The organism is Jiangella aurantiaca (assembly GCF_004349105.1).
GTDB lineage: Bacteria > Actinomycetota > Actinomycetes > Jiangellales > Jiangellaceae > Jiangella > Jiangella aurantiaca.
Map to the genome: position 1 here is coordinate 90,178 of NZ_SMLB01000001.1, position 15,615 is coordinate 105,792.

Here is a 15,615-nt window from a genome sequence, read left to right on the forward strand (position 1 = left end):
CGGCAGCGACGGATGCCCGGCAATCCGGCGGATGCCCGCCGATCCGGCCGGTCAGGGTCGGATCACGGCTGCAAGCGTCGGATTCGCGGGCATCCGCCGGATCCACCGGCAACTCGTTGGGGCGGGATGGAGGGCGGTCACTCCTGCGGCGTCATCGCCCGGTTCAGCCGTTCGCCCAGAACCGGAGCCAGCGCCGCAGCGTACTCCCGTGTGAGGTGGCTGTAGTCGCGGTAGACGATGACGTCGCCCACCACCGGGTAGCAGTACTCGTCGTCGCAGAAGCGGTCGGTGAGGTCGGCCACGTGCACCTTGGGGTCGTCGAGGCGCTCGGCCGCCACAGCCGCGGCGTCGTCGGGCAGGTCGTCGGGCGACGTGGCACAGTCGATCGGGTCGCCCGGATGCGCCGACAGGCAGGTGGGCACGTACTCGCCGTTCGTCGGCGGCACGTCGCGGAGCACGACGACGTCCTTGCCCGACTCCGTCCACTCGTCCCAGATCGGTGCGAAACCGTCGTGGGCGGGGTCGTCGAACTCGGTGTCAGCGCCGTCGGTGAACCCGTAGGCGTTGGTGAACGACGAGGTCAGGACCATGGAGATGGCGTCGTCGGCAGCGACCTCGTCGCGGACGTCGCGCACCCACTGGTCGCAGCTGTCGGCGGCCTCGCCGGTCTGCTCGGAGTCGAGCTCGCGGCGCGCGGCCGTCACCGGGCAGGAGCCCTTGAGGTAGGTGACGATCGTCCAGTGGCTCGACTCGGCGATGAGCTCGAGCGCGGGCAGCCAGTGGGTGGCGTGGGAGTCGCCGACCAGCGCGATGACCCGCTTGGGGTCGGGCCCGGTGTAGCCCTTTTCGCACCGGATGACGTCGGGCTGGGTGATGGCCTGCTGGCACTCCTGGTAGTCGGAGCGCCGGTTCTGCTCGACCGCGACCTCGGGCGGCGGGATGAGCGGTCCGGAGCCGACGGGGTCGCAGCCGCTGTCAGCGGCGAGCGCGGCCGGCCCCACGCACGGCTCGGTGACGGCCTCGGCGGACAGGACGGCCTCGGCGCGGGCCTCTGCCTCGGCCTCACGGCGGTCGAGGTCGTCGGTCACGGCGACGGTGCCGGCCACGACCAGCGCCATGCCGGTGACGGCGAACGCGAACGACCGCCACGGGGCGGCGGCGAGGAACGTGCGGGTGCGCAGCGGATCCTCGACGTAGACCTTGCTGAGCCAGGCCAGCACCAGGGTGGCCGCGAAGATGCCGAGCTTGTCGCCGACGCGCAACTCCGTGCCGGTGACGTGCGGCAGCACCACGATCAGCGGCCAGTGCCACAGGTACACCGAGTAGGAGATGTCGCCGACGAACGTGGCCGGGCGGCGGGTCAGCCACCAGTGCGGCGTGAACCGGCGGGACGTCGGGCCGGCAGCCATGACGGCCACCGTGCCCAGCACCGGCAGCAGTGCCACCCAGCCGGGGAACAGCGTGGCGCCGTCGTAGGTGACGCCGGCGACGACGATGGCGGCCAGCCCGGCGCCGCCGAGCAGCGCGCGGACGATGCCGCGGCGGGCCGTACGGACGGGCAGCAGCGCCAGCAGCGCGCCCGCGGCGAACTCCCAGATGCGGGTGGGCGTGACGAAGTAGGCGGCGGCAGGATCGGCGTACGTGGCGACGACGGACCAGGTCAGCGACGCCGCGCCGAGGACCGCGATGCCGGCGGCCAGCAGTCGCCGGGTGGACCACCGGACCCACGCGCGGCGGCTCAGCACGACGATGCCCAGCACCAGCACCGGCCACACGACGTAGAACTGCTCCTCGACCGACAGTGACCAGTAGTGCTGCGCCAGCGTGGGCGCGGTGTCCTGGGCCATGTAGTCGACGGCGTCGGAGGCCAGCGCCCAGTTCTGCACGTAGAGGGCGCTGGCGGCCAGCTGGCGCGCGGTGGCGGCCCACTCCGTCGCCGGCAGCAGCGTGACCGCCGCGACCGCGCCCAGCGCCAGCACCAGCAGCGACGCCGGCAACAGCCGGCGGATACGGCGTGCCCAGAACCGGCGCAGCGACAGCGTGCCGGTGCGGATGGTCTCGCGGTGGATGTGGTCGGTGATGAGGTAGCCGGAGATGACGAAGAACACGTCGACGCCGACGAACCCGCCGCTCAGCTCGGTGGGCCAGAGGTGGAAGAACACCACGAGCAGCACGGCGACCGCGCGCAGCCCCTGGAGCTCCGGCCGGTGCCGGGTCACCCCCGCGGCCGTGGCCGTGGTGGTCCGCCGCCGCGCCGCCGGCGCCGCGGGCTCGGCCGGGTGGTCCGGACGGACCTGGGCATCGGTGCTCATGCCGGACCCCCGCGGACCAGGGCGTCGACCACCTGACCCGCGGCATGGCCGTCGCCGTACGGGGTGCCCTGCGGCGCCGACGGCACCGGCCGGGTGACGGCGTCGGCGAGGTCGGCAGGCTCGGGCACCAGCACGTTCCAGTCGTCGTGCAGGGTCTCCAGCCACTCCGTCTCGGTGCGCAGCGTGCTGCAGGGCCGGCCCAGCAGGTAGGCCTCCTTCTGCAGGCCGCCGGAGTCGGTGACCACGCCCGCGGAGTGCAGGACGGCCGCGACCATGCCCGGGTAGGGCAGCGGCGACGCGGTGTGCAGCGCGCTGCCCGGCCGCTCGAGGGCGATGCCGAACTCGCGGCAGCGGACCACCAGGCGCGGGTGCGCCAGCAGCAGCACCGGCACCGGCAGCCCGGCCAGCGCGTCGACCACCGCGGTGAGCCGCTTGGGGTCGTCGGTGTTCTCGGCCCGGTGGATGGTGGCCGCGACGTAGCCGCCCGGCTCGAACCCGGCCGGCAGCTCCGGCGCGGTGTCGCGGACGGCGTCGCGGACCCGGAAGCAGACGTCGGTCATGACGTCGCCGACCCGGACGGTGCGCTCGGCCAGGCCCTCGCGGGCGAGGTTCGTCACGGCGACGTCGGTGGGCGCCAGCAGGAGGTCGGCGGCATGGTCGGTGAGTACCCGATTGTGCTCCTCGGGCATCGCCCGGTTGAACGAGCGCAGGCCGGCCTCGAGGTGGGCGACGGGCAGGTGCAGCTTGACCGCGGCAAGCGTTCCGGCCAGGGTGGAGTTGGTGTCGCCGTAGACGAGCACCCAGTCGGGGCGGCGGTCGGCCAGCACGCTGTCCAGCGCCGCCAGCATGGTGCCGGTCTGCGTGCCGTGGCTGCCCGAGCCGATGCCCAGGTGCACGTCGGGTGCGGGGATGCGCAGGTCGGCGAAGAACACGTCGGACATGTCGGCGTCGTAGTGCTGCCCCGTGTGCACGATGACGTGCTCGTGTCCGCCCGCCGTCAAGGCCTCGGCCACCGGAGCGAGCTTGACGAATTGCGGGCGGGCTCCGACGATGCTGAGCACCTGCATGGAAGACCGTCCTCGAAACCTCTGCACGACCAGACGTAGGGCAAGGCCGCAAGCCAACCCCGGTAGCCTATACGCCGGACCGAATCCGCCATCACGACCGAGGTCATACGTGAGAATCACCGTCGTCGCCCTGGGCAAGATAGGGCTGCCACTCGCCGTCCAGTTCGCCGCCAAGGGTCACGAGGTCATCGGCGTCGATGTCAACGAGACCGTCGTCGACCTCGTGAACAAGGGGGACGAGCCCTTCCCCGGTGAGGACCAGCTGGCCGAGAAGCTGTCCGAGGTGGTGACCGCCGGCCGGCTGCGGGCCACCACCGACTACGCCGACGCCGTCCCCGGCAGCGACGCCGTCGTCCTGGTGGTGCCGTTGTTCGTCGACGACACCACCGGAGAGCCTGACTTCGGCTGGATGGACTCCGCCACCCAGTCGCTGGCCGAGAACCTGACGCCGGGCACGCTGGTCTCCTACGAGACCACACTGCCGGTCGGTACCACCCGGAACCGGTGGCGGCCGCTCATCGAGAAGGTGTCCGGCCTCACCGAGGGCACCGACTTCCATCTGGTGTTCTCGCCCGAGCGGGTGCTCACCGGCCGAATCTTCGCCGACCTGCGGAAGTACCCGAAGCTCATCGGCGGCCTGACGCCGTCCGGCGCCGAGCGGGCGCGCGCGTTCTACGAGGCCGTCCTCGACTTCGACGAGCGGCCCGACCTCGCCCGCGGCAACGGCGTCTGGGACCTCGGCAGCGCCGAGGCGGCCGAGATGGCCAAGCTCGCCGAGACCACTTACCGCGACGTCAACATCGGCCTGGCCAACCAGTTCGGCCGGTTCGCCGCCGCCAACGGCATCGACGTCTTCCAGGTCATCGAGGCGTCGAACTCGCAGCCCTACAGCCACATCCACCGGCCCGGCATCGCGGTCGGCGGGCACTGCATCCCGGTGTACCCGCGGCTGTACCTGTGGACCGACCCCGACGCCTCCGTCGTCCGGGCCGCCCGCGAGGCCAATGTCGGCATGCCGGAGTACACGATCGGCCTGGTCGAGGCGGCGTTCGGCGGCTCGCTGACCGGCGCGCGGGTCGTCGTGCTGGGAGCGGCGTACCGTGGCAAGGTGAAGGAGACGGCATTCTCCGGCGTCTTCCCGACGGTGCGCGCGCTGCGCGACCGCGGCGCCGAGGTGTTCGTGCACGACCCCATGTACACCGACGACGAGCTGCGCGGGCTCGGCTTCGAGCCGTACCACTTGGGTGAGCCGGCCGACGCCGTCGTCGTGCAGGCCGACCACCCCGAGTACGCCGAGGTCGGCTCCGCCGACGTCCCTGGCGCGAAGGTCCTGGTCGACGGCCGCGACGTCACCGACGCCGCGCGCTGGGACGGCGTCACGCGCATCGTCGTCGGCCAGGCATCCTCCCCGGCATGACCTCCGACCCGGCCACGGCGGCCGGCCGCCCGCACGTCGTCATGCTGGTGGCCAACGACGTCATCACTGATAGCCGGGTCAAGAAGGAGGCGCAGGCCGTCGCCGATGCCGGGCACCGGGTCACTGTGCTCGGCGTCGCCGCGGACGGCCGCCGGTCGCTGGAGCTGCTCGGCGACGTGCTGGTCGTCCGGGTGCCGGTGGCGTTCCAGCTGCGCGACGAGCGGGACCGGAAGCGCCGCTCGCACCGTGACTGGCGCCCGCCGTTCGTCGGGTATCCGGTCAAGTCCGCGCAGGTGGCGCGCAAGCAGGCGCTGAAGGCGCGGCGCGGCGAGCTGGCCGGCCGGTCCAGCGGTGGCCTCGGGGACAGGCTTGCGGGATTGCGGCTGAGCGCCGCCGAGCGGGCTGCCTGGCTGCGTGCCGGCGTCGGCAACCGGGCCGACAAGGCGTTCCGGTTCGGCTGGCGGGCCTGGGACGGCGTCGCCGCCCGGACCCCGTGGCCGGCCCGCTGGCGGCTGGTGCACCCGCAGGCCTACGACTACGAGCTGGCGTTCGGGCCGCTGCTGGACCAGCTGGCGCCCGACGCCGTCCACGCACACGACATGCACGTCATCGGCGTCGCGATGCGCGCGGCCGAGCGGGCCCGTCGGCAGGGCCGCCGGCTCGCCGTCGTCTACGACGCGCACGAGTACGTCCCCGGGCTGTCGCGCTACGGCGCCCGGACGCCTCGGTTCATCGCCGCCTGGGCGCACCACGAACGCGAGTACATCGGCCGCGCCGACCGCGTCGTCACCGTCAGTCCGGCCATCGCCCGCACGCTGCACCGCCGGTACCGCCTCGACCGCGAGCCGGCCGTCGTCATCAACTCGCCGAGCATGACGGAGCTGGCCGACGGCGACGTGCCCGGGCTGCGGTCGCGCATCGGCCTCGCGCCGGACGTGCCGCTGCTGGTCTACAGCGGCGGCGTCACCAAGGCCCGCGGCGTCGAGACCGCCGTCGAGGCGCTGCCGTCGCTGCCCGGCGTGCACCTGGCGGTCGTGTCCGTCCCGCACATCGACATCGCACCGGTCGAGCAGCTGCGCGCGCTGGCCGGGCGGCTCGGCGTCGAGGACCGCGTGCACTTCCTCGACCCGGTGCGGCCACACGAGGTGGTGGCGTTCCTCTCCTCGGCCGACGTCGGGCTGATCCCGATTCTGCGCTACCCCAGCCACGAGATGGCGCTGCCGAACAAGGTCTTCGAGTACGCCTTCGCCGGCCTGCCGGTCGTCACCAGCGACATGCCGAGCCTGACGGAGTTCATGGAGCAGTCCGGCATCGGCGAGGTGTACCGCGTCGGCGACGCCGCCGACCTCGCCGCCAAGGTCCGCACCGTCCTGGCGGACCCCGCACCGTACCGGGCCCGGCTGGAGCGGCCGGAGTTCCGCCAGGAGGTCTCCTGGGAGGGCCAGGCGCTGCGGCTGCGCCAGCTGTACGCCGACCTGCTCGGGACGGTGGGTGCAGATGCGCCGGCCGTGGCGCCGGCTGCGACCGAGAAGTCGACGCCGCACCTGCTGATCGGCCCGTCGAACAGCGCTGGGCAGGGCTGGCGGTGGGCGCGCGCCGTCGAGCGGTACGCGCCGCCGGCGACGGCCGAGAACCTCATGGCCGAAGCGGGCACGTTCGCCTTCCGGGCCGACCACGTCGTACCGGCCGAGCGGTTCCTGAACGACGCCGCCTGGGTGGTCGGGTTCGCCGACCACGTGCTGCGCACCGCCACCCATGTGCTGTTCGAGGCGGCCCGGCCGGTGCTCGGCCAGGCCCGCGGGCAGCTGTTCGTCGAGGACCTGCCGACGCTGCGGGCGGCCGGCATCGCGGCAGGGGTGATCCTGCACGGATCCGAGGTCCGCGACCCGCGCCGGCACCGCGAGCTGTTCCGGTACTCGCCGTTCGCCGACCGCGACGACCCCCTGACGCAGCGGCTGCAGCAGGCCACGCAGGTGGTGCTGGGACACCTCCGCGACTTCGACGGCCCGCGCTTCGTCACCACGCCCGACCTGCTCGACTTCGTCGACGGCGCCCAGTGGCTGCCCGTGGTGGTCGACGCCGACGACCTCGCCACCGACCGGCCGGTGCTGGAGCGGCCGGTGCCGGTCGTGCTGCACGCGCCGTCGCGGGGCGCGCTCAAGGGCTCCGCCGCCGCCGATCCCGTGCTGCGCGACCTGCACGACCGCGGGCTGATCGAGTACCGGCGGGTCGAGGGCGTGCCGCACACCGAGCTGATGGCCCGCGTGCGGGAGGCCGACATCGTGGTCGACCAGTTGCTGCTCGGGTCGTACGGCGTGCTGGCCTGCGAGGCGATGGCGGCCGGCCGGGTCACCGTCGGGCACGTCGCGGATCACGTCCGGGCCGCGATTCCGGCCGAGCTGCCGATCGTCGAGGCGACGCCGGACGATCTCGGCGCCGTCGTCGAGCGCCTGGTGGCCGAGCGCGAGCCCGCGATCAAGACGGCGGCGGCCGGCCCCGACTTCGTCCGCCGGTTCCACGACGGACGGGCGTCGGCGCGGGTCCTGGCGCCGTTCCTGGGTGTGGGGGACTGAACCGAATCGTCCGAACGATTCCCGACAACGGGTTGCGTGGCTTGTGTGACTGGTGAGACTGTTGATGCATCAGTAGTCATCTGAAGCATCACACCTGGTCGGCGGGGGACGAGTCGTGACGGTCACCAAGGCGGGTCTGGCGGGCGCGCTCGTCGCGTTCGCGATGGCGCCGGTCGTGCCCTCGTGGGCCGCTCCGGAGGTGCCACCGACGGGGACGGGCACGCCGGCCGTGCCGGCGGAGACCGCGCCGACCGCCGACGACCTGCAGATGATCAGCCTCCCGGTCGCGGCCGGCGGGTTCGGGCGGCTGCCCAGCCTGCCGCCGGCGCCCGGCGGTGCGCCGCGCGAGTTCGCCGACGTCACCGCGCAGATCCCCATCGTCTACACCGAGGAGTACACCGTCCGGCCGTTCCGGCTGGCGGCCGTCACCTGGACCGGCGCCGCCCCGGTGCAGGCGTGGGTGCGCGTGCGCTCCGACGGCACGTGGTCGCCGTGGTACGAGCTGCCGGGCGGCGACGACCACCAGCCCGACCCCGGCACCGCCGAGGCGGCGGCCACCCGCAACGGGACCGACCCGCTGCTGGTGCCGGAGTCCGACGGCATCCAGGTCCGCGTCGACGGCGCGCAGGCCGGAGCCCGCCGGCCGGCCGACCTCAGGCTGGACCTCGTCGAGCCGGGCACGGCGCCGGCCATGAAGTCCGACGCGCCGGAGCTCGCCGTCAGCGGCGGCCCGACGATCTACAGCCGGGCGCAGTGGGGCGCCGACGAGTCGCTGCGGGCCGACCCGCCCAGCTACGGCGAGGTGCGCGGCGCGTTCGTGCACCACACCGTCAGCGCGAACGCGTACAGCTCCGGCGACGTCCCCGCGCTGATCAGGTCGATCTACGTCTACCACGTGCGGTCACGCGGCTGGAACGACATCGGCTACAACTTCGTCATCGACCGCTTCGGCCGCATCTGGGAGGGCCGCTACGGCGGCGTCGACCGCGCGGTCGTCGGCGCGCACACCCAGGGCTACAACGACGACGCCTTCGCCGCGTCCGCACTGGGCACCTATGAGAACACCGCGCCGCCCAGCGTCATGCTCGGCGCGTACTCCCGGCTGTTCGCGTGGAAGTTCCGCCTCCACGGCGTCCGCCCGCTGCGCCAGGTCAACTACGACGGCGAGGCGTGGCCGGCCATCGCCGGGCACCGCGACGCCGCCGCGACGGCCTGCCCCGGCGACGCCCTGTACGCGCGGCTGGGCACCATCCGCTCCGGCACGCTGCGGCAGATGGGCATCGGCGGCGACGCCACCGGCGGCCGCGACGTCAACGGCGGCGGCCGGTCCGACCTCATGGCCCGGCAACGGTCGGACGGCTCGTTCTGGCTCTGGCCGGGCGGTAGCTCGGCCGGGTACGGCAGCCGCATCCCGTTCGGCACCGGCTGGTCGTCCATGGTCTCCGCCGCGCTGCCTGGCGACTGGGACGGCGACGGTCACGACGACGTCATCGCCCGTAGCTCGACCGGCGGCCTCTGGCTGTACTCCGGCCGGTCCGACCGGGGTTTCGCGGCGCAGCGGCGCATCGGCACCGGCTGGGCCGGGTTCACCGCCGTGGTCGCGCCGGGCGACTGGGACCGCGACGGCCGGGTCGACCTCATCGCCCGCCGCCGCGACGGCGTGCTCGTGCTGTACCCGGGCGACGGCCGCGGCGGGTTCCGCACCGCTCGCGTCATCGGCACCGGCTGGGCCGGGTTCACCGCCATCGTCGGCCCGGGCGACTGGAGCAGCGACGGCGTCGCCGACCTCATCGCGCGGCTGCCCAACGGCGGACTGCTGCTCTACCCGGGCAACGGCTCGGGCGGCTTCGGCAAGGCGCGGAGCATCGGCACCGGCTGGGCCGGGTTCACGGGCATCGCCGCGGCGGGCGACGTGGACGACGACTACGTCCTGGACCTCGTCGCGTGGAAGGCGGACGGCACGATGATCCTCTATCCCGGCAGCGGGACGGGCGCCTTCCTGCCGAGCCGGGCCATCGGTACCGGCTGGAACGCCTTCGACCTGCGCAGCTGAGCGGCGGTTCGCGGTGGGTGGGTGAGCGGTATCACTCAGAGCAGTGTCGAGCTGCGACCGCCCGGCGCCGGGTAGCGCAGGTACGCCAGCCGAGCGGCCTCCTCGCGGCCGCGCCGGATCGTCTCGAGCAGGTAGCCGATGCCTAGCGTGCCCACCGCGATGATGGAGACGGCCGCCGCCAGGAACGCCGTGGGGAACCGCGGTACCAGTCCGGTCTCGAGGAACTCGGCGATCACGGGAATGCCGAGGATCAGCGCCACCGCGCCGAACAGGCCGGCGAGTACGCCGTGGAACAGCGTGGGCCGTTCGTGACGGGTGACCGTGACGAGCCATCGGAGAATCCGCAACCCGTCGCGGTAGGTGCGGAGTTTGCTCTCGCTGCCGTCCGGGCGCTCTTTGTATCCGACCGGCATCTCGGCCACCGGAACGCGTAGCCGCAGCGAATGGATGGTCAGTTCGGTTTCGATCTCGAATTCCCGGGACAGGGCCGGGAACGATTTCACGTACCGCCGGGAGAACGCACGGTAGCCGCTGAGCAGGTCGGTGATCTGGCGGCCGAACAGGGTGCCGACAACGCCGTTGAACAGCCGGTTGCCCAGGACGTGGCCAACCCGGTAGGCGGTCTCGCTGACGTGTGTCCGGACCCCGACGACGTGATCGTACGGGCCGTCGAGCAACACCTTGACCAGCATGGACGCGGATGAGGCGTCGTACGTGTCGTCGCCGTCGACCAGCACGTAGACGTCGGCGTCGACGTCGGCGAAGGCGCGGCGCACGACGTTGCCCTTGCCCTGCCGTGACTCGGTGCGGACGACGGCGCCCGCGGCGAGCGCCTCCGCGACAGTCGCGTCGGTGGAGTTGTTGTCGTAGACGTAGATGGTCGCGTCGGGCAGTGCGGCCCGGATGTCGGTCACCACGGCCGCTATTGCGACCGCCTCGTTATGGCACGGAATGATCACAGCGATGGCCGGCCCACCCGATTCTTGCACGCCATCCTCCATTGTCATTATCTAATGAATGACATGATACGGTCTACCTGATCGGAGTGCCGAATTTGTTACTCCCTCGTGACCTGATGGATTGGGGCATCACTGTGTATACGCGCAGACCGCTGGTGAGGTTGCATGGATTGCCGGCTCTCGTGGCCGCGGTCCTCGCCGCGGGCGGCTTCGTCGTGAGCGGGATGATCCGCGGGACGTTCCCCTTCGGCGACGTGTCGCGTAACACCAACGACCTCGGCCAGCAGTTGATCCCCATGCACGCGCACCTGCGCGACGTGCTCACCGGGAGCGCCGCGGGCGACCTGACGTTCACCTGGGGCAGCGGGTTCGGCGTTCCGTTCCTCGGCGACTACATGTCCTACATCGGCAGCACGCTGTCCTGGCTGGTGCTGCTGTTCCCGCGGGACGGCATGGACCTCGCGCTGTTCGCCATCGCCGTCGTGGCGCTGGCGTCGGCGGCGGCCGCCATGACGGCCTACCTGCGCCTGCTGCGTCCCGCCGGGCCGGCCTGGCTCGCCGTCGTCGCCGGGGTTTCGTACGCCCTGTGCGGCTGGGCCCTCGACGACGGCGCCTACATGACCATCTGGCTGCACGGGCTGGTGGCGTTCCCGGTGCTGTGCCTGCTGTGCGAGTGGATCCTGCGGCGGCGGCGGTCGTGGCTGCCCGTCTGTGTGGCCCCGTTCGTGGTGGCGCTGCTGTGGACGTCGCACTTCTACACCGTCTACATGGCGACCATCGGCGCGGCGATCGTCGTGCTGGTGCGGGTGATCTCCTACGACGCGTCGGTCTCGTGGCGAGTGCGGGTGGCCGGCGTGCTGCGCTGCGCGGTCGCCGTCGCGGCCGGCATCGGAGTGGCCGCGCCCCTGCTGGTGCCGACATTCTGGGCGGTGCGGTACTCGCGGCCGAGCCCCGAGGTCGAGTTTCATGTCATGGACTGGCTCGACTTCCTGTCGCGGCTGCTGGCCGGCAGCGAGGGCGTCGGTTCCAGCCCCGGGCTGGCCGTCGGGACGCTGATGCTGCTGCTGGCGGTCAGCCTGCCGTTCAACGCGGCGGTGCGGTGGCGCGAGCGGCTGGTGTGGACGGTCGCCATCGGGCTGACGGTGCTGAGCATGCAGGTCGCGCTGACGCACGCCGTGTGGCACGGATTCGACACCCCGAACGGCAGCCCGTTCCGTCAGGCGTTCGTCGTCGCCGGGCTGCTGGTGATCGCCGGCTGGATCTCGGGCTCGGCCGGGCTGCGCGGCGTCGTGCCGGTGGTGGCGCCGCTGGTGGTGGTCGCGGGGCTGTACGTCGCGGTGCGTTCCGGCCCGTTCGTCACACCGACCACTCGCGTGGTCGTGCCGGTGGTCGCGGCGATCGCCCTGGTCGCGTGGCTGGTCCGGCGGGTTGCGGAGCGCGGCCGGTCGCGTCCGCCGTCGTGGGTCGCGGCAGTGGCGGCGGGTGTCGTCGGTGCCGCCGTCGTGGCCGAGGCGACGGCCGGCGCGGTGGCCATCGACCAGGCCCGGGCGCAGTTCCTGTACGCCTATCCCGTCTGGAGCGACGAGAACGACCACGTCCGCGCGCTGGTGCAGGCGGCGGACGAGTGGCCGGCGGCGCGGGTGTCGCCCGGGGCACACGTCACGCAGAACGACCCCATGCTGCTGGGCGGGCAGGGGTCGCAGTACTACTCGAGCACCATCCCCGACGACCTCTCCGAGGTGCTGGCGGGCCTGGGTTTCGGGTACAGCGCCTACGTGCGGGCCAACATCGACCCTGCCAATCCGGTGCTCGACGCGGTGTTCGCCATCGGCGCCCGGGTCGTCGCCGACGACGACGGATCGCGGCCGCGGCTGGCGGAGAACCCTGACGTGGCGCCGCTGGTCACCGTCCGCCCCGCCGACCCGTGGACGTCACCGGACCCGGCGCCGTTCGGGAACCAGGAGACCGCGCTCGGCGCCGACGTCTACACCGTCCCGCGGGTGCAGCTGGCGCCCGACCCCGCGTTGTCGGTCACCGGGCGGCGGAGCGACTTCCTGCTGGAACTGGTGCCGGACGCGGTGGTGCCGGTCGAACTGCGGGTGAGGGCGTCCTGCCCGGCCGGCTCCGAGGTGTACCTCGCGGCGCCCGCCTTCGTCGGCGAGGTGCTCGACGACGCCGCCGGCTGGCGGACCGTCCTGCGGCAGACGACGCGAGCTCCGGGCGTCTACACCGGCGCTCCCGTCCTGCGGGTCGGCACCGCCGGCCCCGACGGCGCCGTCGAGGTGGCGCTGCGCGTCTACGGTCCGGCGCGGCTGCCGGCCAGCCCGCTCGGCTGCCTCGACCGTGGGCTGCTGTCGGCCGCGGTGGCGGAGTTGCGGGCCGGCGCGCCCACGTCGATCGACGTCAGCGGCCACGGGGTCGCTGTCTCGCTGCCGCCGTCGTCGGCCACCGCGACAGTGGTGTTCGGCGTGGTGCGCACGCCCGGCTGGCGGTGCTCGGCCGGCGACGGCGCTGCTGATACGCCGGCGACGGTGGGCGGGCTGATCGCGGTGCCGGTCGAGGCCGGGGTCAGCGAGGTCTCGTGCACCTACCGGCCGCGTGGCCTGCGCATGGGCCTCGCCGTCGGCGCGGGCGCCCTTGCTGTTGTCGCCGCGCTGGGCGTCGTCGCCGTCGTCCGCCGCCGTCGTGACGACGCGGTGCTCAGCGGAGCAGGCGGAAGAACGTCCTGATCTCGTCGACGACGACGTCCGGCTGTTCGAGGGCGGCGAAGTGGCCGCCGCGGGCCGGCTCGTTCCAGTGCCGGATGTTCGTGAACCGGCGCTCCGCCCATCGCCGCGACGGCCGCTGCAGTTCCTTCGGGAACACCGTGCACCCGGCCGGGACGTCGACGGCGACGCCGGCGCTGCCGGAGATCCACTCGTCGACCTGGCGGATGCTCTCCCAGTACAGCCGCGCGGCCGACGCGCCGGCGGCGGGCAGCCAGTAGAGCATGACGGTGTCGAGCAGCTCGTCCCGGCTGACGACGGAGTCGAGCGAGCCGTCATGGTCGGCCCAGAACCAGTACTTCTCCGCGATCCACGCGCACAGCGCCGCCGGCGAGTCGACCAGCCCGTAGCCGACGGTCTGCGGCCGGGTGGCCTGCTGCCGCGAGTAGCCCGAGCCCCACTCGTCGGCCTCGCGCAGGCTGTCCAGTGCCGACCGTTCGGCGTCGGTGAGGTCGTCGAAGGTGGCGGGGTCGGGCGGCGCGAGCGGCGGCATCAGGTGGATCCCGGCGACGCGGTCGGGATGCGCGACGCCGAGCAACGTGGACACCGTCGTGCCCCAGTCGCTGCCCTGCGCGCCGTAGCGGTCGTAGCCGAGCCGCTCCATGAGCGTCGCCCATGCCACGGCGATCCGCTCGACGCCCCAGCCGGTGCGGGCGGGCTTGTCGCTGAACCCGTACCCGGGCAGCGACGGGACGACGACGTGGAAGGCGTCGGCCGCGCTGCCGCCGTAGGCCACAGGATCGGTGAGCGGCCCGATGACCTTGCGGAACTCCAGGATCGAGCCCGGCCAGCCGTGCGTCAGCACCAGCGGGAACGCGTCGTCGTGCGGTGAGCGGACGTGCAGCAGGTGGATGCCCAGCCCGTCGACGACCGTCCGGAACTGCGGCAGCCCGTTCAGCCAGCCCTCCGCGCGCCGCCAGTCGTACCCCGCCGCCCAGTACTCGCAGAGGTCGCGTAGGTAGTCCAGTGGCACGCCCTGCGACCAGTCGTCGACGGTGGCCGGCTCGGGCCAGCGGGTGGCGCGCAATCGCCGGCGGAGGTCGTCGAGCTGGTCGTCGGGGACGTCGATGCGGAACGGTTCCACACGCACGACCCTACGGGCGGTCACCGACAGGTTCGGGTGCGCTTCATCCACTCATCACCGCGGCGACGGCTGCTGGTGCCCATCGCTCACTAGCGTCCCCGCTGACCACTCACCGCCGCACGAGGAGATGGGGACGCCATGAGCGAGCACGACCAGCAGCCGGCCGAGCAGGAGCCCGGCTGGGACCGGCGCGACTTCGTCCGGATGGGCGGCCTGGGCACTGCCGCCCTCGCGCTCGGCGCCACCGGCGCGCTCGCGGGCGCGGCGCCGGCCGGCGCGACGGACGACGACCGGCCGCTGCGGTTCAAGGCCGACGGCACATTCACGATCGTCCAGTTCAACGACACCCAGGACGACGAGCGCATCGACCGGCGCACGATCGAGCTGATGGAGAAGGTCCTCGACAGCGAGCGGCCCGACCTCGTCGTCCACAACGGCGACAACATCACCGGCGGCTGCGCGAACGCCACCGAGATGAAGCAGGCGATGAACAACATCGTCCAGCCGATGGAGGAGCGGCGGATCCCGTGGGTGATCACCTACGGCAACCACGACGAGGACTCCACGCCGGACACCGGGATGGACGAGGAAGCCATGCTGGCCTTCTACCGGTCCTACGGCTACAACCTGAACCAGCCGAGCCCGCGCGGCGTCACCGGCTCGGGCAACATGAACCTGCTGATCCGCGGCTCCCGCGGCCAGCGTCCCGCGTTCAACCTGTTCCTGCTGGACAGTGGCCGGTACGCCCCGGAGACCATCGCCGGGCAGGACTTCGCCGGCTACCCGACGTGGGACTGGCTGCGGATGAACCAGGTGCACTGGTACACCGAGACCTCCGAGCTGGTGGAGAAGCGGGCCGGGTACAAGGTCCCGGCGCTGATGTTCATCCACATCCCGCTCTGGGAGTACCGCTTCATGTGGTTCGCCAGCGTCGACAGTCGCACCGCTGCCGACCACGAGCGCGCCGTCGCCAAGCACGGCATCGTGGGCGAGCGCAACGAGGACGAGTGCCCCGGGCCGTTCAACAGCGGCATGTTCTCCGCCATCCTCGACCGCGGCGACGTCCGTGGCGTGTTCTGCGGCCACGACCACGTCAACACCTACATGGGCAACTACTACGGCGTCATGCTCGGGTACTCGGGCAACACCGGCTTCGGCACGTACGGCCTCAGCGGCGCCGAGCGGAACCGGCTGCGCGGCGCCCGTGTCTTCAACCTCACCCAGCAGGGCGACGACGTCGACATCGAGACGCACATGGTGTTCGCGGGCGACCTCGGCATCGACCTCACGGCGAACGACCAGAGCGTCGACCCGCTGCCGCTGCCGGGCTCGCGCCGCAAGTAGGGCGTCTCTCGTCGCCCCGCCGCGTTGATCTTGGAGTAACT

General features: G+C 72.6%; 9 protein-coding genes. 5 read left to right on the forward strand and 4 right to left on the reverse strand.

Features of this window, described 5'->3' with window-relative positions; translation table 11 throughout:
• Positions 1-137: 137 nt before the first annotated feature.
• Entirely contained in the window at positions 138-2,312 is a 2,175-nt protein-coding gene (locus E1262_RS00380) for an acyltransferase family protein (protein WP_132101060.1), read from the reverse strand.
• The gene (gene wecB / locus E1262_RS00385) at positions 2,309-3,379 is read right to left on the reverse strand and encodes a non-hydrolyzing UDP-N-acetylglucosamine 2-epimerase (protein ID WP_132101061.1); all 1,071 of its coding nucleotides are present in this window, start codon (positions 3,377-3,379) and stop codon (positions 2,309-2,311) included. Before wecB ends, E1262_RS00380 begins: the two co-directional genes overlap by 4 nt.
• A gap of 109 nt (positions 3,380-3,488) precedes the next feature.
• Between wecB and E1262_RS00390 the strand changes: the two genes are divergently transcribed.
• From E1262_RS00390 to E1262_RS00400, 3 genes are all read left to right on the forward strand, one after another.
• Positions 3,489-4,796 carry a nucleotide sugar dehydrogenase gene (locus tag E1262_RS00390; protein ID WP_132101062.1) on the forward strand — a complete coding sequence of 436 codons (1,308 nt, stop codon included), beginning with the start codon at positions 3,489-3,491 and terminating at the stop codon, positions 4,794-4,796.
• On the forward strand, positions 4,793-7,369 hold the full coding sequence (locus tag E1262_RS00395; RefSeq protein ID WP_132101063.1) for a glycosyltransferase family 4 protein: 2,577 nt from the start codon (positions 4,793-4,795) through the stop codon (positions 7,367-7,369). Before E1262_RS00390 ends, E1262_RS00395 begins: the two co-directional genes overlap by 4 nt.
• Positions 7,370-7,484: 115 nt before the next feature.
• Positions 7,485-9,422 (forward strand): FG-GAP-like repeat-containing protein, encoded by a 1,938-nt coding sequence (locus tag E1262_RS00400; RefSeq protein WP_132101064.1) that lies wholly within the window; start codon positions 7,485-7,487, stop codon positions 9,420-9,422.
• A gap of 35 nt (positions 9,423-9,457) precedes the next feature.
• Here the strand turns inward: E1262_RS00400 and E1262_RS00405 are convergent, their stop codons facing one another.
• Positions 9,458-10,429 (reverse strand): glycosyltransferase, encoded by a 972-nt coding sequence (locus tag E1262_RS00405; RefSeq protein ID WP_132101065.1) that lies wholly within the window; start codon positions 10,427-10,429, stop codon positions 9,458-9,460.
• 134 nt (positions 10,430-10,563) lie between these two features.
• Between E1262_RS00405 and E1262_RS00410 the strand changes: the two genes are divergently transcribed.
• The gene (locus E1262_RS00410) at positions 10,564-13,110 is read left to right on the forward strand and encodes a YfhO family protein (protein ID WP_162605695.1); all 2,547 of its coding nucleotides are present in this window, start codon (positions 10,564-10,566) and stop codon (positions 13,108-13,110) included.
• On the opposite strand, the gene E1262_RS00415 is transcribed toward E1262_RS00410, so the two are convergent.
• Positions 13,082-14,236, reverse strand: coding sequence for an epoxide hydrolase family protein (locus E1262_RS00415; protein ID WP_132101067.1), 1,155 nt, complete (start codon positions 14,234-14,236; stop codon positions 13,082-13,084). The genes E1262_RS00410 and E1262_RS00415 overlap by 29 nt on opposite strands.
• A 132-nt stretch (positions 14,237-14,368) precedes the next feature.
• Here E1262_RS00415 and E1262_RS00420 point away from each other — a divergent pair, with 132 nt between their 5' ends.
• Positions 14,369-15,574: a metallophosphoesterase family protein gene (locus tag E1262_RS00420; RefSeq protein ID WP_132101068.1), complete on the forward strand. Its 1,206-nt coding sequence runs from the start codon at positions 14,369-14,371 to the stop codon at positions 15,572-15,574.
• The last annotated feature ends 41 nt before the right edge of the window (positions 15,575-15,615 follow it).

What these genes read in the sequence shown, in the direction of transcription:
- E1262_RS00395 (WP_132101063.1), top strand. Translation starts at nt 4,793, where the DNA reads ATGACCTCCGACCCGGCCACGGCGGCCGGCCGCCCGCACGTCGTCATG.
- E1262_RS00380 (WP_132101060.1), bottom strand. Translation starts at nt 2,312, where the DNA reads ATGAGCACCGATGCCCAGGTCCGTCCGGACCACCCGGCCGAGCCCGCG.
- wecB (WP_132101061.1), bottom strand. Translation starts at nt 3,379, where the DNA reads ATGCAGGTGCTCAGCATCGTCGGAGCCCGCCCGCAATTCGTCAAGCTC.
- E1262_RS00420 (WP_132101068.1), top strand. Translation starts at nt 14,369, where the DNA reads ATGAGCGAGCACGACCAGCAGCCGGCCGAGCAGGAGCCCGGCTGGGAC.
- E1262_RS00405 (WP_132101065.1), bottom strand. Translation starts at nt 10,429, where the DNA reads ATGACAATGGAGGATGGCGTGCAAGAATCGGGTGGGCCGGCCATCGCT.